This is a genomic window from Massilia sp. CFBP9026 (assembly GCF_034045165.1).
Lineage (GTDB): Bacteria > Pseudomonadota > Gammaproteobacteria > Burkholderiales > Burkholderiaceae_D > Telluria > Telluria arenae.
Genome location: NZ_JAXCWH010000005.1, coordinates 175,782 through 193,151 on the forward strand (window position 1 = coordinate 175,782; position 17,370 = coordinate 193,151).

Annotated in this window: 16 protein-coding genes; 6 read left to right on the forward strand and 10 right to left on the reverse strand. The window is 65.1% G+C overall.

Annotated features, from left to right (window positions below; all coding sequences use genetic code 11):
* Window positions 1-15: 15 nt before the first annotated feature.
* The 4 genes from SOM28_RS14085 (at window position 16) to SOM28_RS14100 (ending at window position 3,873) form a co-directional block, all read left to right on the forward strand.
* The gene (locus SOM28_RS14085; protein WP_123070953.1) at window positions 16-279 is read left to right on the forward strand and encodes a PAAR domain-containing protein; all 264 of its coding nucleotides are present in this window, start codon (window positions 16-18) and stop codon (window positions 277-279) included.
* A 4-nt stretch (window positions 280-283) separates the two neighbouring features.
* Window positions 284-1,513 (forward strand): hypothetical protein, encoded by a 1,230-nt coding sequence (locus tag SOM28_RS14090; protein WP_320468481.1) that lies wholly within the window; start codon window positions 284-286, stop codon window positions 1,511-1,513.
* Window positions 1,510-3,015 (forward strand): hypothetical protein, encoded by a 1,506-nt coding sequence (locus SOM28_RS14095; RefSeq protein ID WP_320468482.1) that lies wholly within the window; start codon window positions 1,510-1,512, stop codon window positions 3,013-3,015. The genes SOM28_RS14090 and SOM28_RS14095 overlap by 4 nt, the downstream gene beginning before the upstream one ends.
* 120 nt (window positions 3,016-3,135) lie before the next feature.
* Window positions 3,136-3,873, forward strand: coding sequence for a DNA-binding protein (locus tag SOM28_RS14100; RefSeq protein ID WP_229415031.1), 738 nt, complete (start codon window positions 3,136-3,138; stop codon window positions 3,871-3,873).
* Between the two features lie 169 nt (window positions 3,874-4,042).
* Here the strand turns inward: SOM28_RS14100 and mqo are convergent, their stop codons facing one another.
* From mqo to SOM28_RS14150, 10 genes are all read right to left on the reverse strand, one after another.
* Window positions 4,043-5,671 carry a malate dehydrogenase (quinone) gene (gene mqo, locus SOM28_RS14105; RefSeq protein ID WP_320468483.1) on the reverse strand — a complete coding sequence of 543 codons (1,629 nt, stop codon included), beginning with the start codon at window positions 5,669-5,671 and terminating at the stop codon, window positions 4,043-4,045.
* A gap of 436 nt (window positions 5,672-6,107) precedes the next feature.
* Window positions 6,108-6,383: a 7(1) septoil knot domain-containing protein gene (locus SOM28_RS14110; RefSeq protein WP_320468484.1), complete on the reverse strand. Its 276-nt coding sequence runs from the start codon at window positions 6,381-6,383 to the stop codon at window positions 6,108-6,110.
* A gap of 10 nt (window positions 6,384-6,393) precedes the next feature.
* A complete protein-coding gene (tssA, locus tag SOM28_RS14115; RefSeq protein ID WP_320468485.1) occupies window positions 6,394-7,545 on the reverse strand; it encodes a type VI secretion system protein TssA in 1,152 nt (383 codons plus the stop codon).
* A gap of 65 nt (window positions 7,546-7,610) precedes the next feature.
* Entirely contained in the window at window positions 7,611-7,850 is a 240-nt protein-coding gene (locus tag SOM28_RS14120) for a hypothetical protein (RefSeq protein WP_320468486.1), read from the reverse strand.
* Window positions 7,851-7,855: 5 nt separating this feature from the next.
* Window positions 7,856-9,952 (reverse strand): sensor domain-containing protein, encoded by a 2,097-nt coding sequence (locus SOM28_RS14125; RefSeq protein ID WP_320468487.1) that lies wholly within the window; start codon window positions 9,950-9,952, stop codon window positions 7,856-7,858.
* A 170-nt stretch (window positions 9,953-10,122) separates the two neighbouring features.
* Window positions 10,123-10,986, reverse strand: a complete 864-nt coding sequence (locus tag SOM28_RS14130; RefSeq protein WP_320468488.1) for a pirin family protein — start codon at window positions 10,984-10,986, stop codon at window positions 10,123-10,125.
* 34 nt (window positions 10,987-11,020) lie between these two features.
* Window positions 11,021-12,385 carry an alginate export family protein gene (locus tag SOM28_RS14135; RefSeq protein WP_320468489.1) on the reverse strand — a complete coding sequence of 455 codons (1,365 nt, stop codon included), beginning with the start codon at window positions 12,383-12,385 and terminating at the stop codon, window positions 11,021-11,023.
* 1 nt (window position 12,386) lies between these two features.
* The gene (locus tag SOM28_RS14140) at window positions 12,387-14,195 is read right to left on the reverse strand and encodes an amidohydrolase (protein ID WP_320468490.1); all 1,809 of its coding nucleotides are present in this window, start codon (window positions 14,193-14,195) and stop codon (window positions 12,387-12,389) included.
* A 172-nt stretch (window positions 14,196-14,367) separates the two neighbouring features.
* Window positions 14,368-14,664: a putative quinol monooxygenase gene (locus SOM28_RS14145; protein WP_320468491.1), complete on the reverse strand. Its 297-nt coding sequence runs from the start codon at window positions 14,662-14,664 to the stop codon at window positions 14,368-14,370.
* A 65-nt stretch (window positions 14,665-14,729) separates the two neighbouring features.
* On the reverse strand, window positions 14,730-15,374 hold the full coding sequence (locus SOM28_RS14150; RefSeq protein ID WP_320468492.1) for a hydrolase: 645 nt from the start codon (window positions 15,372-15,374) through the stop codon (window positions 14,730-14,732).
* A 433-nt stretch (window positions 15,375-15,807) separates the two neighbouring features.
* Here SOM28_RS14150 and SOM28_RS14155 point away from each other — a divergent pair, with 433 nt between their 5' ends.
* Window positions 15,808-16,419 carry a nuclear transport factor 2 family protein gene (locus SOM28_RS14155; protein WP_320468493.1) on the forward strand — a complete coding sequence of 204 codons (612 nt, stop codon included), beginning with the start codon at window positions 15,808-15,810 and terminating at the stop codon, window positions 16,417-16,419.
* Between the two features lie 52 nt (window positions 16,420-16,471).
* On the forward strand, window positions 16,472-17,356 hold the full coding sequence (locus tag SOM28_RS14160) for a LysR family transcriptional regulator (protein ID WP_320468494.1): 885 nt from the start codon (window positions 16,472-16,474) through the stop codon (window positions 17,354-17,356).
* The last annotated feature ends 14 nt before the right edge of the window (window positions 17,357-17,370 follow it).

Consider the following 17,370-nt stretch of genomic DNA (forward strand, 5'->3'; position numbering starts at 1 on the left):
AGGAGGAAAGCAACCATGGCAGGAGCACTGATCAGACTAGGCGACAAGACCTCGCACGGCGGCGTCGTGCTGGAAGCCTCGCCCCACAGCGACATTGACGGCGTCGGCATCGCCCGCATGGGCGACAGGACGAGCTGTCCCAAGCACGGCCCCGGGCCGATCATCGAAGGCGATGCGACCCTGATCGTCGACGGCAAGGCGGCGGCGCGGCATGGCGACAAGACCGCCTGCGGCGCGACGCTGATCGCCGGCCAGCAAACCACCATCGACCAGGTCTGATCCCATGTCCACCACCACGACCACGGCAACGCCGCCGGCCCCGGGCTGGCTCAACCGCATCGGCGGCAGGCTGCTCGCACGCCAACCAGTGGCGCAAGCCGCCGCCGCGCCGGCAGTGCAGCAGGACGCCGTCTTGGTACGACCTTGCCCGACCTTGTCCATCCTCGCCGGCGCGCTGCGCACACCGCGCGGCGCCTCCGCCGAAGAACTGGGCGCCGCGCTTGCCGCCAACAAGGTCGATGCCGACCTTGACCGCGATCTGGTCGACGACGACGGTTTGCCGGTCATGAGCGCACGCTGCGAACAGGCTGGCGACGCAGCGGTGCGCGAAGAGATCGCCGGCTGGCTCGACACCTTTGCCTCACCGGCGCCGCGTTTCGGCGACGAGGGTTGGCGCGCACTCGTCCTTGGCACGACGGTCCTGCACGAGCTGGCCGACCGCGCGGCAGGGCTGCTGGTCGCGGATGAAGGCGCGCCTTTCAGGCTGCAACTGGCCTTGGTGCTGCCGGATGACTGGCAAGTGGATCAGCGCCAGGCGGCATCGATGTGGTGCAGGCAGGTGCTGGCGCAATCCGGCTGGCCTGCAGCCCGCATCGATGTGACCGAAACAGCAGCCCCGGCGCCGCTCATTGCCCGGATGGCGCAGCAAGCAGAAAAAAGAGCGACGATCCTGCTCGCCTTCTGCTCCCACATCGGCCAGGAGACGATCGACCGCTGGTCGGCCAACGGCACATTGTTCACATCCTTTCACCCACGCGGCCGCATCCCCGGTGAAGGCGCGGCCGGCCTGCTGCTGGCGCCGGCCGCGGACGGCGCCGGCATTGCCCACCTCAGCCTGGAAGCCGAGGCCTGCGACCCGACATCCGCCAGCCTCAAACGCCTGTCGCCGCAGCGCCTGAACACGCTCGCCGGGCGCCTGCTGCAGGGTGCGGCGATCGCGCCGGCCGCTATCGCGATGGTTGTCGCCGACACCGGCGCCGACACGCGTTACGCGCTCGAACTGATGGAGTTCGGCGGCGCCACTACGCCACACCTCGACAACGCCAGCGACATCGTCCGCCTCGGCCCGGCTTGCGGCACATGCGGCGCCGTGCCCTTTGTCGCCGCGCTGGCGCTGGCCGCGCACGCCGCACTCGAACACGATGCGCCGCTGCTCTGCGTGGGCAACGACGCGCCGGACTTGCGGGCGCTGGCCCTGGTCCGCCCCGCTCCCAAGCTACAGGACACGCCATGAGCTCACCCTATTACGTGCCGTCAGGCCGCCTGCCGGCGCGGGCGATCGTCTCGACGGCGGCCTGCGCGCTGTTGGTCATGATCCCGGCCTGGCTGTATGCCTGGCTGACGATCCACTCGCCGCTCGTCCTGCTCGACTGGTTCGCCATGTGCGTGTTCGCGGTCGTCATGGGCGTTGCCGCGCGCCAGGTGGCGCGCCAGGCCAAGGCACGCAACCCTGTGTGGGTGGGCAGATTGGGCCTGGCGATCGGCGTCGCGGGCTGGTACGCCCACTGGGCCGCCTGGCTTGCCATCGCCGACGCGGGCAGCTTCGCTTCGCTGCTCGCGGCTCCCCACGACATGTGGCGCTTCGGGATGCTGCTGGCCGAGAACGAAGTGCGCCACGTCGCGGGGATGCGGATCGAGGGCAGCGCGCTCGTCGCCGGCTGGATCGTCGAATTCATCCTGTTGACCACCTTGCCCCGCTCGCTGGCGCGCGGCGCGGCCGAAGAACCTTTCTGCGAGCTGAGTGGCGACTGGGCGACGCCGTTCGAGCTGCCGCGCAGGTTCGCGTGGATCGAGGAACCGCACGTCGCCGTGCACCGGCTCGAAACCGCGCCCGGAGAGCTATTCTCGATCCTCGGCGCCGGCGTCGAGGCGGACGCCGCACGCTATAGCGCGGTGACGCTGTTCCGCACCGAAGGCGATCCGTTCGTCTCGATCGACAACGTGCAGGTCGAGCGCGACGCAAAAAAGGAAAAGAAGACCACGCGACCGGTCATCGCCTATCTGCGCCTGCCGGGCATGGATGCCGAAAGAATCATCGATGAATGCAGCGCACCGACCGCGATGGAAACCGGACAGGCGCAGGCCGACCCGCCGGAACTGGTCGACGCCATCGACCACCTCGGCGCCGGCCGCCTGGAAGAAGCACTGGCCGGCGCCATGCCCCATGCCGCGGCCACGCAGGACGGCTTGCGCATCCATGCGATCCGCCTGTGCGCGATGGCCAGCGCGCGCCTGGGGCGCTGGGCCGAATCGCAGCGCTACTGGCATGCCTTGTGCCACGAAGAGCCGGGCGCTTTCAATGCCCTGCAAACCGGATGCTGCTGCGCCATGACGGGCGACACGGCGCGCGGCGAAGAGTGGATCGCCTGGGCGCGCGAACGCAATGCCACCTCGCGCGAGATGCCGGACCCGCAGATCGTGACCAGCTTCATCTCGGCCCTGACCCAGTCCGGCCAGGCGGCGCGGGCGATGCCGTATCTGGAGCAGATGCGCGCGCTCTATACGGGCCTGGGCTGTAACGATGCAACTACGCTGTTCGCGCGCCGGGTGCCGCTGTTCGGCACCTTCCTGCAGAACAGCCTGCCCATCGTGTGCGCCGTGCTGGGCCAGGAGGAGGGACGCGCCTGGTACGCCGCGATGCTGCCGCATCTCGACGGGCCGGGAAACGAGACGCTGGGCGCCTGGCTGGACGAGAATTTTGCCAACATGGCATCAGCCACACCTGCCTCGGCCTGAGATAGCGGCAAATCCGCGACACTCGACCGCATCCAGCGATGCTTTTGAGCAACTAAACCATCGTCTAGCGTATGATGGACAGCCCTACAACGAACATCCTGACGCGGTATGAAAACGGATATGGCACACCTGGACGTAACGCTCGGCGACGTCATCGAGGCGGCCGACACGCTCCAGAACGACAAGCAGCAGGTCACGATCGAGGCGGTACGCGGCCTGATCGGCGCCGGCTCGACCAAGACCATCCACCAGCACCTGGCCACCTGGCGCGCCAGCCATGCGAAACCGGTCGAGGCGCCGAAGGCCGAGATGCCGCCCGAGCTGCTGGCCGAACTGGGCCGCTGGGCCCAGCAGTATGCGCAGGATGCCGGCGCCGGCATGCGCGATGCGCTGGCGCGCGCCGAGAGCGATATGGATGCGCTGCTCGCGGCGGGTAACGAACTCGAAGCCGAACGCGATGGCCTGAACGCCGAACTGGGCGATGCGCGGGTCGCGCGCGAACAGGCCCAGCTGATCGCGGACGAGCGCAACGAAGAGATCGAGCGCCTGACGGCCGAGCTGCGCAATGCGCGCCAGATCGCGGCGGACGCGCTGGTCGGCAAGGCCAAGGATCAACTGGCGATCGACGGCAAGGATGCCCAGCTGGCCGACCTGCGCCAGCAGCTCGAGCGCAATGTCGCGGCCACCGCGGCCGAGTCGGACGCGCGCCTGCGCGCCCAGATGGAGCTGGTCGGCGTCACGACCGAGCGCGACAACCTGGCGGCCGAGATCAAGGAACTGCGCACCACGCTCGACAATTCGCGCAGCGAACGCAGCAATCTGCGCGCCGAACTCGAGGCCCTGCGCGCGCGCAAGTAAGAAAAGCGCGCGCGTAAATAAGAAAAACTAGTTGGCATAAAAACGTCGTCCCCGCGGAGGCGGGGACCCAAGTTTGCAAGAGCTGTCGAAACGCTTGCAGAACTTGGGTCCCCGCCTTCGCGGGGACGACGTGTTTAGTGCAGCGAAAACTCAGTCGCTGCCTACACGATTACTCCTGCGTTGCCGCCGGCACATCCAGCGTAATCGCCTTCAGGCCCAGCGCAGCGCTGCTCTGCTGGCGGATCTGGTTGGCGAAGGCCGGATCGTCGTTCAGGTGACGGCCGTACGAAGGAATCATTTCGTGCATCTTCGCTTGCCATGCAGGCGTTTCCAGCTTGTCGCGGAAGGCCGATGCCTTGAGCACCTTGAGCATGATCGGCGCGGCGGTCGAGGCGCCTGGCGAGGCACCCAGCAGGGCGGTCACGGAGCCGTCAGCCGAGGCAACGACTTCGGTACCGAACTGCAGCAGGCCACCCTTCTTCGGGTCGTCCTTGACGATCTGGACGCGCTGGCCGGCGTTGACCAGTTCCCAGTCTTCCAGCTTGGCTTCCGGCAGGTATTCACGCAGGGTGGCCACGCGGTCTTCCTGCGAGTTCATCACCTGCTCGACCAGGTACTTGGTCAGCGGGATGTTGTCGATGCCAGCCTGCACCATCGGACGCACGTTGCCAGTGCCGATCGAGGCCGGCAGGTCGACCCACGAACCGTTCTTGAGGAACTTGGTCGAGAAGGTCGCGAACGGTCCGAACAGCAGGGCTTTCTTGCCGTCGATGATGCGGGTGTCGAGGTGAGGCACCGACATCGGCGGCGAACCGACCGAGGCCTTGCCGTACACCTTGGCGTGGTGCGCTTCGATCAGCGCCTGGTTGGTGGTCACCAGCCATTGGCCGCCGACCGGGACGCCGCCGTAGCCCTTGGCTTCAGGAATGCCGGTCTTTTCCAGCAGCGGCAGCGCGCCGCCGCCGGCGCCGATGAACACGAACTTCGCGCTCACGGTCTTGAGCTTGTTGTCCGCCAGGTTCTTGACGGTCACGTTCCACAGGCCATCCTTGCCGCGCTTGATGTCTTCGACCTGGCTGCGCAGGTTCAGCGTCATGCCGTGGGTGCCGGTCAGGTGCTTGACCATGCTGCGGGTCAGGGTGCCGTAGTTGACGTCGGTACCGATGTCCATGCGGGTCGCGGCCACTTTCTGGTTCGCGTCACGGCCGTTCATGACCAGCGGCGCCCACTTGCGGATCGTCTCGTGGTCTTCGGTGTACAGCATGCCCTTGAACAGGTTTTCCTTTTGCAGCGCGGCGTAGCGCTTGCGCAGGTAGTTGATGTTGTCGTCACCCCAGACAAAGGCCATGTGCGGCACATTGTTGATGAAGGTGTTTGGCGCGCCCAGGTATTCCTTCTTGACCTGGTAGGCCCAGAACTGCTTCGAGATCTCGAATTGCTCGTTGATGTCGACGGCCTTCTTGGTCTCGATGGTGCCGTCCGGCATTTCGGGCGTGTAGTTCAGCTCGGCGAAACCGGAGTGACCGGTGCCGGCATTGTTCATCGCGTCGGAGCTTTCGGCCGAGACCGAATCCATGCGCTCGAACATCTCGATCGTCAGTTCCGGATCGAGTTCCTTGAGCATGGTGCCGAGGGTGGCGCTCATGACGCCAGCGCCGATCAGGACGACGTCGACCGGCTTGTCATTGGAAGGAGCGGGTGCTTTGCTGCAAGATGCGACGATAAAGCAAGAAAGGACAACTAGAAGCGAGGTACGCATACGAGTATCACCTGAAAAATGTTTGCGATGGCCTGGCATGCAATCAGATTTAAAAAGTTCAACGGCTCGGTAAAGGAACGTCTGCACACCGCCTGCTGGCGGTATCGAAGCACCGATAAGGAACGGGTTGTCGGGACCTGTCGCGATCCATGAGAACAGCAACAAAACTCGGCAACCGACGCAGTGCGAAGGCGAGGCAACGGTGAACTGGATGACAGTCAGACCGGCCTTGCAGGCAACACGGATATGACGCGCTGACATGGGTTGTCAGGCAGGCCAGTCGATATCCCTGGCGTCCATTGAGCGGGAAGTCCTATAGAGGACTGAGCGGAGTATAGCCCAAACAAATCAGGCTTGCGCGGGCCACTGTCGGTAAACGTGGCCGTCTCAGTATTCGACCTGTGGCGAACTCAGTAGTAGTACCGAGTCCGCTTGGCGAAACGTCATCACACCGGCCCGGCCGGCGTCACGCACGCTAGCGCAGGTGGATTTCGGGCGGCCGCGGACGCTGCCAGCCGGCCTCGACCTGGTTCGGGACAAAAAAGATTTTCAGCTGGGCCATTCCCGGCGAGACGAAGAAGACGCGCACACTGGCGTCCTCGCGGTGCCGCGTGCTGTACCACAGCGCGTCGCCATGCGCCAGGCCGCGCGCCGCCACCCTGTGCACCAGCAGATCTGCCATGCCGCGTTCGACGAGGGCGACGCGCAGGTCGGCGTCACCGGGATTGCTGGCCTGATAAATGATCGCCATTGCGTGTCCTTCAGTCTTTACCTGGGGTTTGCCCGGAAGCGTCCATACCCATGAGGTCGAAGATATTGATCTGTGCGCCCCTATGCAGGAACAGCTCCTGATACAGTTCTGTGGTGCTCAGCTTCCCCCATTGGACGGCGCGACGCACCAGGTAGGGCACCGGGCTGTGCGGGTCATCACGCTGCAGGAAATTGGCCGCCTGCTCGAGCAGCGCGTACGCCTCGGCGCGATCGCGTATGCCGGCCGGCTCTGCCATGGCGGTCTGCGGCAGGATGACGTCTACCGGCGTTGCGGTCGCTTCCTCGGGTGCCGCGGGCACGGCCGACTCCACCGGAATTGCACTCGGCTGCGCATGACGCGGTACACCGCGCCGCTCGAGTTCGGCCTCGATCAGCGCTCGCGCCTGCTCCATCACTCCGGCGAACATGCTGAAGGATGGGGCGCCTTCGTCCAATCTCGGCTCGAGCACGTCGGACAGGTGCTTCAGCATTGCCAGGGCGTCGGCCAGGTCGCGCTCCACGTCGGCGCAGCTGTCGTCCGCCACCGCCGAGAGCGCCGCGGACAGCTCGGCGCTGGAGGCGCCTTCGACGGTGCCGTCGGGATCGGTCTGGCGCAGGCGTTCATGACGGCGCGCGCGTTCCCAGTCGGCGAGGATGAAGGACTGGCCCTGGCGATCGAAGGCCAGCGGCACCTGGCGCAGGATCGGGGTCAGCTTGCGGTCGATCCAGTTGAAGATGCTGGCGCGGCGCTCGTAGGTGCCATCGGTGCTCTGGGGATGGATGTCGTCCCAATACTGCTCGCACAGGCGCGTCATGAGGTACAGGCCGCCGGCGATCGCCGCAAACCCATGTCGGTGAATCTGGGCCTCGAGCAGCCAGGCGGCCACCTGCAGGTCCTTGCCGTGGTGGACCAAAGCATCGCACGAGATGTGCATGACCTTGTCCCAGTCCGCGCGCCGCAGTTCGCGCTGGAACGCGCCCATCGGCAGGCTGGCGTCCTCGGCGGCACGCGACTGGCGGATCGCGTTGGCGAAGCTGCCGTTGGCGGCGGCCTGCCCGGCGCCGGGCTTACCCTCGATCGGCGCCAGCAACTTTTCGAATGGCACGCCGCAGGCGTTGGAAAAGGCCTGCTCGGCGCGCTGGATAAGGTGTTGGTCGATCATGGGAGATCCTTTGTCTGTGCGAAAAATGGCGAGGCATGCCACTGGTCATCGATCATCGTGGCGACCTATCGTTGCACCTGCCGGCCCAGGCGCCATATGATGCGGTCACCGAGACGGACCGCCTCCACCCTGCCGGCATCGCGCAGGCGCGCGAGGGCGCATTCGGTGACGCCGATGTGCTCGGGACGCTGCTCCCCCGACATCCACCATTGATACACGCCCTCGGTGGTGTCGGCGCCTGCCGGGTGTTGCTCCAGGTAAGAAAGAATGGCGCGCTCGGCGACATCGATAGCGTTCTGATCCATCGCAGTCAGACCACCGGCCAGTCGAGCTGCTGCATCCGGTTCTCGGCCGCTTCCGGCCGCCCGAACAGATAGCCCTGGAAGTGCGAGCAGCCTTCTTCCATCAGGCGTCGCAGCTGCTCCTCGGTTTCCACGCCCTCGGCCGTCGTCTCGATCAGCAGGCTGCTGGACAGGCCGGTGATGGCGCGGATGATCGCCATCGCTTCCCGGCTCTGCCCGATCTCTTGCACGAAGGACTTGTCGATCTTGATCTTGTCGAAGGGGAAGGAGCGCAGATAGCTCAGCGAGGAATAACCGGTGCCGAAGTCGTCCAGCGAAATGCGCACGCCCAGCTTCTTGAGGGCTTTCAGGGTGCGGATATTGCCGTCGCTATTGTCGAGCAACACCGACTCGGTGATCTCCAGTTCCAGCCGCTCGGCCGCGAGGCCGGAATCGGCCAGCGCCAGCGCCACCATGCTGACCAGTTCGCTGCTCTTGAACTGGATCGGCGACAGGTTGACGGCGATCGTTTCGCCATTGGTCCAGGTCGCCGCTTCCTGGCAAGCGAGGTTGAGCGCGCGGGAGCCCAGTTCGTGGATCAGGCCGGTTTCTTCGGCAATCGGAATGAAGTCGATCGGCGGTATCGAACCGCGTTCCGGATGCCTCCAGCGGATCAGGGCCTCGTAGCCCGAGATGCGGTTGCCGGCCTTCTCGACGATCGGTTGATAGTGCATCTGCAGCTCGCCGCGGTGCAGCGCGCGGCGCAGGTCGATCTCGATCTGGCGCCGCACCCGCGCCGCCGCCTCCATCTCGGGCCGGAACACCTCATGGCGGTTGCGGCCGTTGCGCTTGGCTTCATACAAGGCCATGTCCGAGTGCTGCAGCAACTGCTCGGCCGTGCTGCCGGCGGGTGTGGACAAGGCGATGCCGACGCTGATGCCGACCGCGAAGCTGTGGCCGTCGATCGAGAATGCCGGCGCCACCGCCTCGATCAGGCGCTGCGCGGCCTGCTGCGCTTCTTCCAGGCGCTTGACGCGCGGCAGGACCACGGCGAACTCGTCGCCGCCCAGGCGCGCCAGCGTGTCCTGGTCGCGCAGGCATTTACGCAGGCGGCTGGCCAGCATCAGCAGGATCTTGTCGCCGAAGCCATGGCCGTAGGCGTCGTTGATGTTCTTGAAATTGTCCAGGTCGAGACAGAGGATGCCCACGCCCGAGCCATCTTCCGCGCTGGACGCGAGCGCGTTGTTGAGGCGTTCGTTGAACAGGTTGCGGTTGGGCAGATTGGTCAGGCCGTCGTGCTGCGCCATGTGGTGGATCTGCGCATAGGCGGCCAGCTCGTCGGTCACGTCTTCGGTGATGATCAGCACGTACTCGCCCTCGCCATTGGGCTGCTTGCCCGGCACCGTGCGGCTGCGCAGGCTGCGCGGGCCGACCGAGGTCTCCACCAGCACGGCGTCGTCCAGCCCGGCCCTGGTGGGCGCCGCGTGCGCCGTCTGGCGCTCGATATATTCGGCCACGCTCGGGCTCAGGCAATCGCCGACGGCCAGGCCCTTGATGTCGACATAGGCCTGGGCGAACAGGCGCTGCGCCTGCTGGTTGGCCAGCAGGATGGTGCGCGATGCTACGTCCAGCACCAGCACGCTGGCCGGGATGTTGGCGATCACCGAATCGAGGAAGTCCGACAGCGAGGCCATCTGGCGGCTATAGGCCTCGGCCAGCTCCTTGGCCTCGACCAGCTTGCGCTGCTGCTGGTAGCGTTCGGTAATGTCGCGCGTGATCTTGGCAAAGCCGACCAGGACGCCGTCGTCGCCGCGGATGGCGTCGATCACGACGTGGGCCCAGAACGCGCTGCCATCCTTGCGCACGCGCCAGCCTTGATCTTCGAAGCGGCCGGTGCGGGTGGCGATCTCGAGGTTGGTGTCGGGCAGGCCGGCATCCCGGTCCTCGGCGCCGTAGAAGCAGGCGTAGTGGCGGCCGACGATCTCGCCCGCGGTATAGCCCTTGGCGCGCTGGGCGCCGGCGTTCCAGCTGGAGACGATGCCGGCGGGCGTGAGCATGTAGATGGCGTAGTCGACCACCCCCTGGACAAGCAGGCGGTACATCAGGTCGGGGTTCTGGATGTTCATGGCGTGACAATGGCAATCCAGACACCGGCAGGCGCGGCGTGGCGCCCCTGGTGACGTGGACGCACGAAAGCGGTCGGTCAGGAACCCGACTATACAGGATTTAGTTCTTTCTAGAACTATGCATGGTGCACGGGCAATGCAAAAGCCCAGGTTTTGTGCATCAAGCGCAACTATGCCTGAGGGGCAGTCGGCCGCATCGACCCCGCATGAGGGAACTTGCCATGGCGGTAAGCGGCATAATAGCCGGCCAGTTCTTCGCTGGAGCCGGCGATGAACGGGCCTTTCGCCACCACCGCGATGTTCTGCGGCTGGCCCGCATACAGCAGCAGGCGCGCGCCATCGTCCCCGGCGCGCAAGTGGAGCGCACTGTCGCCGTCGCCCATCGGGCCCGTCCAGCCGACCGTGCCCGCGGCGAGTTTTTCGGACGTCGCGCCGGCTGTGAACTCTCCCTCGAGCGCCACCACGAAGGCGTTATACGAGGCGGGAACATGCGCCGCGAAGACCGCCCCCGGCGCCAGCCGGATGTCGATCAGGGTCACGGGAACCGCATTCAATGTCGGCGCCGCCGCGTCGCCCGACTTGCCGCTGTAGACCGTCGCCACGACGCCAGGCTCGGTGTGCACCGGCATCGCGGCGCGCCGCAGGACCTGCACCCGCGGCGCCATATTGCGCTGGGCCTCGGGCAGGATCAGCCACAGCTGGAACAGGCGCATGCCGGTGGACACCACCGTGTTCTCCGCATGGACAATGCCGCTGCCGGACGTCATCCATTCGACGTCGCCTTCCTCCAGCCGCCCGCCGGCATCTTCCATCGTGCCGTTCAACATGAAGGTGACGGTCTCGAGGCCGGCATGCGGGTGCGCCTCGCCGAACGCTCCGCCCTGCGTGATGTTGTCATCGGCCATCAGGAAGAATGGATCGGTGGCGGGCAGGTCGCCGGGCGCCACCACCAGGGCGGCCTTGTGCCGCTCGCCGTCGAAGCCGGGGCCGAGTGGGGGAATGCGGGTGACACGGTCGATCGTTCGTTCGAACATTGGTCAATCCTCCTTGTAGTTCAGGGTCATTAAGTCAAAACCGGTATTGCACGCCGATGCTGACGAAGCTCAGCGCATCGTCGGCGCCGGTCTCGCGCAGGAAGCTGCCTGGCTTTCCGTAGGCGAGCACCGCCGTCGAGGACCAGCCCGGGGCCGGCGTCCAGGTGGCGCCGAGCGATGCGATGGTCGCCACGTAACGCGCACGACTATCGCCGATGGGCCCCATCAGCCTGCCGTTGGGCGCATACACGCCGTCGCGGGTGCTGTGGCGCCAGAAGAAGTCGAGGCTGGCGTTCATCTGGACCCGTGGCGCCAGTTGCATCGTCAGCGCCGGATGGATGTTGAAGAAGTTGCGTGGGCCGAGCGTCGCTTCGTCGCCAAAATAATTCCCGCGCGGGTAGATGGGATTGAGGGTGCCGAGGCGGTCGTCGCCGGGATCCTTGTCGCCGCTGGCAACGGCGAGGAGCAGCGCCGCCCGCGGCCTGCCGGCCACGCCATCGAAGGTATGGCCGGTTTCCGTCGCGAGCGACCAGGCGCGGATACCGGCGTCGCCGAAGCGTCCGCCCTGCACGGCGAGCTCCCAGTTCCAGTCCCAGGCTTCGCGTTCGCCGAACAGGCGGGCGCCGACCGTCCAGCGGCGTTCGTGCGCCTCGCCCTGGACGTAGCGGGCAACGGTGTCTTCGTAATGCAGGGCGTAGAGGTCCCAGGAAGTGAAACCGCCGGTACGGGTCGCATAGACGCCGCGCAGCTTCTGCGTCGGCAAACGCGTGTCGTCGAAGCTGCCCGGAAGGTTCTGGCGCGGCGCCGCGGCGAAGGCATCCATGCGCCAGGCGCCGCCCACCGCATAGGCGCGGACGGCCTCGAAGCTGCGCCGCACATTGGGCCCCTCGCGCGCATCGATGACGCGCCCCCTCCCGAACTGCAGCTCCTGGATACCGGCCCGGATGCCGACGCGGCCTGCGCCATCGCCTCCCGATTGCCATTCGGCGAACAGATTGGTCGGGTCAAGGCGGTTCTCGTCCACCGGAGACGGGCCGGCGGCGCGGCCGTTGGTGGTCGAGCTGGACAGCTGGGCGAAGCCGCGCCAGTGTTCGCCCAGGCGCAGGTCGGCGAAGATGGAACTGCGATGCTGCAGCACGCCCCATCGGTCCTGGGGCTCCAGCCCATAGCGCGGATTGCCGGTGTGCTCGTAGCGCAGGCGCAGGTTGCCGCCAATGGTCAGGCGCACGTGCTCCGCAAGTGGACGGTCCTTCCAGCATGCGGCGCGGCTGCCGCCATCGGCGCATCCCTGGCGCTGGGCCTTGACGTCGTCGTCGAAGCGCAAGGGCTGGAACTGCGCCAGCGCGGCGTCGGCCGCCAGCAGCAAGGGAATGGCGAGCCTGGCCGCGCGCACATTCACCTTACCTTGCCTGGTAATAGCCGCCAAAATGCTTGATCGGCGACCAGGCGGGCAGGATATCGGGCAATACCGGCGTCAGCGAGCCGTAATCCTGTGCGCCGTAGACCACCCGGCCATCCATCACGGTCAGGACCGAGGAAATGGATTTGATCTGGGCTTCCGGCACCGCAAAGTAATCGCGGTCCAGCAGCGCGAAGTCGGCGAGGTGGCCGGGGGCGATCATGCCCATTTCGGATTCTGTGCTGATGAACCACGCCGCATTGCGCGTGAACAGCCGCAAGGCTTCTTCACGTGTGAGGCGGTTGTCCTTGGCCAGGATCTCGGCGCCGGAGATCGACTTGCCGGACACCATCCAGCTGATGCCGATCCACGGATTGAACGAGGCGGCCCGGAAGGCGTCAGTGGTCATGGCCAGCGGGATCCCGCTGTCGACGAGATGGCGCAGGCGCGGGGTCTGCAATGCCTTGTCGCGGCCGTGGGTCTTGACGAAGCTGTCGCCGTGCAGCGCCATCTTGGTGTCCAGGGCGATGCCGCCGCCCAGCGCCTTCACCCGTGCGATATTGGCCGGGCTGATGGTCTCGGCGTGTTCGAGGCTCCAGCGCAGGCCGTCGAGCGGCATCTTCTGGTTGAGCTTCTCGAGCGCATCGAGGAAGGGCGTGATGTTCTCGTCGTAGGTGATGTGCTCGCGGAAGGGAATGCGCCGCTGGACCAGCTTGGAGATGTCGCGCTCGACCAGTTGATGCATCAGGGCCGGCTCGATGACGAGCGTCGGACGGTCGAAGTTCTCGTGGTCGTGCACCTCCACCGACAGCAGCTCGCCGGCGCCCTGGTAGGAGTGACCATGGGCCAGGTGCGGGTGCAGGTTGTGGCCGGGAGCGATCGGCGCCGTCTTGGTGATCGCCGTGATCTGCGCATCGACCACGTTGAAGTCGGCGCCGTCGCCGAACTGGATGTCCATGAAGGGCATGCGGATATTGAGGCGGTTGTCGCGCGCCAGGGCATCCACGGTGCGCACGGCCTTCGGATAGCCGCGGAAGCCCGTGCCCGCATCGACGATGGACGTGACCCCGACGCGGTTGAGACTATGGACAATCTGGACCAGCGAACTCACTTCCTCGTCCGGGGTGAGCTGGGGGACCATGGTTTCCATGGCGATGAAGGTGAAGGTGTAGCCGTGGACCACACCGGTGTAGCGGCCTTGCGCATCCTTTTCCAGCTCGGTGCCGGGCAGGTTGGGGAACTTGTCGGTGCCCACGCCGAAGGCGTCCATCGCCAGCTGGTTCATGAAGCCACGGTTGTAGGCGTACTGCACGATCAAGGGGTGGTTGGGGACGGCCTTGCGCAGTTCGTCGATGGTGGGGAAGCGGTTCTCTTCGAACTGGTACGGCGACCAGCCGCCGACCACCTTGACCCACTGGCCCTTCGGCGTGCGCTTGGCTTGCTCGCTCAGCATTTGCAGGGCCCGGCGCAGCGTCGGCACGCCATCCCAGCGCAGGGTGTAGTTGTAGCCGAGTTCGTTGAGCACGTGGGTGTGGGCGTCGATGATGCCCGGGATGAGGCGGCGGCCGCGGGAATCGATGATCTTCGTGTTGGCGTTTTTGAGGCCCAGCACTTCGGCATCGGTGCCGACCGAGTAGATGCGGCCGTTCTTGACTGCGACGGCGGAGGCCGAGGGTTGGGCCGGATTGCCGGTGTGGATCTTGGCATTATGGACGATCAGGTCGGCGCCTGGCGTTTCTTGACTCGCTTGCGCGTAGGCGTTCGTCAGGCCGCTCACCAGCATGACTCCGATCAGGACTATTCGTTTCACTGTCATTCCCCGGTTATGGATTTATAAAACCACCGCGCCACACGGGTCACGGTCGACGAACCGGACTCGGCAGCGGGGTGTATTGATGGGGAAGAGGTTACCTATACGGTCCAGCACAGTCACTGATCGTTCCTGCTGGAGATAGCACGATTCTGCTCTTGCGTGCGGGAGCTCAGGCGACGCGCCTGAGCAAGCGTGCGAATTCCGTCTTCTCGACGTTGTCCACGCCGTTCTCGTGGAAACGCACGATGTGCGGGCCATGCTCATGATGCCGGTCGCGCGCCTCGGTGGATGCCCATTCTTCCACGAACACGAAGTGCCCCGGCGTGTCCTTGTCTTCGAACAGGTCGTAACGGATGTTGCCATCCTCCTTGCGCGAGGGTTCGACCAGGCTGGCCAGGTCGCGGCGCAGCTCGTCTTCCTTGCCTTCTTTCGCCTTGAGTCCGACGACGATGAATAATTCGCTCATTCGCTTCATTCCTTGATGTTCGATCATGGGGCGGCCTCGCGTACGGCCGCCACCGGACTTGGCGCTTACTTTTTGGCCGCGTCGTGCATCGCCTTTTCGGCGTTGAAGCCGTCGTGGTTCTCGAACACGCCCATGAAGCCCGGCACCGTCGCAGCGCGCGACCAGTCGCGCTGGAGCTCGCAGTACATCTGGACCCGGCTAATGAGCTTTACGCCGGCCTGTTCCATGCGGCGCAGGGCTGCCTCGTGCGCACCGAGCGAGGTGCCGCCCACCGCATCGACTGGCACGTAGACTTCGTACCCTTCCTGGATCGCGTCGAGCGCCGGGAAGGTCAGGCAGGCCTCGGTCCACAGCGCGGTCATGATCAGCTTCTTGCGGCCGAGCGCCTTGACCGCCTCCTTGAACTCGATATCTTCCCAGCTGTTGATGGAGGTACGGTCATAGGTCGGCAGGTGGCCAAGCACTTCCTGCAGCTCGGCGATCGGCGGCTTGTTGCGGCCGGTTGCGACATTGACGGTCGAGTGGATGATGGGCAGCTCGTAGTTCAACGCCGCCTTGGCGGTGCTCACGATATTGAACACCAGCTCGTCGCGCGGCATCGAGCGGATCGACGACACCTGAACCGGCTGGTAGTCGATGATGATCAGCGCCGCATTCTGGGGCGTCAGGAGGTGATCGGTATGTGGGTTGCGGATTTTTTCGGTGGTCATGGTCTTCTGCGCTCCTTGTGGTAGCGGGGTTGGATCTCCGGGGCAGGCCGCACGAACACGGCATTGCGTGAATGGCCATTGTGCTGTTGCTCGGCAGGTTGCGGTAGCACCTGCCTACGCGAAGGTCCGTAGCCTGACGCGCAACCCTCTCACGTTCACGGCCGCCCAGGACAACTGATCCTCGCCAGCTTTGCCCATTTGATGATCTCGAAAATTCTCGCCTGCGCCAGTCAGGGAAATTCATCAAATGGTAAATCGCAGTTTAGGAAAATGCAGCGCTGCGTCGCAGCATACCCCTACCTTCCGAGAAAATTTTTCATTCGCAAACGTCGCATATTGCATCGCACAAAAACAATGCTGGCATGACGCTTGCAATAGAAACGGTATCGGGATCAGCCGACACCCAACTTTAATCCGCAACGAAAGAACCAACATGAACACATTACTCGTGACTGCCAGCACAGGCCCTGCGCGGAGTGCATTCCCGGCCACTGTGGGTTCGATCGGCGCCAGCCTGATGACCGCCGGTGTCCTGCTCGTCCCATTCGCTGCGTTTGCCCAGCAACAGCGCGCGCCACTCGATGTCGTCAAGGAGTTCCTTGAAAATACGGCGCCGGACAAGGTCGGCGCCGCAGCCAAGCGCCTGGTTGCCCCCGACGCAACCTATGTGTCGCTGAACTTCGACAACCCGGAGCTGAAGAAGATCGAGCCCTGGGCGGGAACGTCGAAGGGGCCGGAAGGATTCAGCGACACCTTCAGCCGCGTGGCCAAATACTGGAAAATCGAGGACTTCAAGGTCACCGATATGTTTGGTAGCGGCGAGAGCGTCGCCGTGTTCGGGACGTTCACCTACCGTTCGGTGGCGGTCGGCACATCGTTCCGTTCCCCGTTCTCAATCCTCGCGAAAGTCAGGAACGGACAAATCCATTATTTCCAGTTCATGGAAGACACCTATGCATCCGCAGCGTCGTTCCGGCAAAGCGGCAGCTGGATCGTCAAGACCGATCCGGACGCGCCGGCATTTGAAGTTGGCAAGGGAAAGTAAGCAGCATGCTGATCCTCAGTGGTGGGCAAGGCGGCGTGCACGAGACGGGAGCATGAAAGTGGACATCGACGTACTGCAGACCTTCGTCGAAGTTGCCGGCGCAGGCGGTATTTCGCCGGCGGCATCGCGGCTCAGCCTGTCAAAGTCGGTTGTGAGCCGCCGCCTCGCCCGTCTTGAAGACGAGCTGGGACTACAACTGCTGTCGCGCACGACCCGCGGCGCGGCGCTGACGGAAGCCGGCGCGACCTTCATGCACTATGCGTCCCGGGCCTGTGCCGAAATCGACCTGGCGCGGGAAGCGATCCATCCGGCGGGCGAGCTGTGCGGACGCTTGCGTATTGCCGCGCCGCTGTCCCTGGGCTCGACGCACTTCGCGCCCGTGATCGCCGAGATGGCGCGGCGCCACCCACTGCTCAACGTCCACACCTGTTACAGCGACCAGGTCGTCAATCTCATCGGGGAGGGCTACGATTGCGCGATCCGGCTCGGCTACCTGCAAGACTCGAACCTGGTCGCGCGACGCATCGGCCCGATCTACAGGATGCTGGTGGCCAGCCCAGCCTACGTCGAGAAGCTTGGCTCCCCCGAGACACTGGAAGAGCTTCACCACCACCAGGCCCTCATGCAGGGAACGGAAGCCTGGCACCTCACGGATGGAGACACCAATGTCACAGTGCGTCCGCAAGGACGCTTCAAAGCCGACAATTGCTCCGCCCTGCTTGCTGCCACACTGGCCGGACTGGGCATCGCCTGCCTTCCCACAGGCCTGGTGCGCTCTCACCTGGATGCAGGTGCGCTGGTACCAGTCCTGCGTAAGCACCCATTGTCGCCAGCCGGCGCCTATGTAGTGCGCCCGCCTGGCCAGCGCACGACCCGGAAGGTCCGCGTCCTGACCGACCTCCTCACCGAATACTTCGACAAAACGCCATCCGTTTGAGATGCATGCCTTTC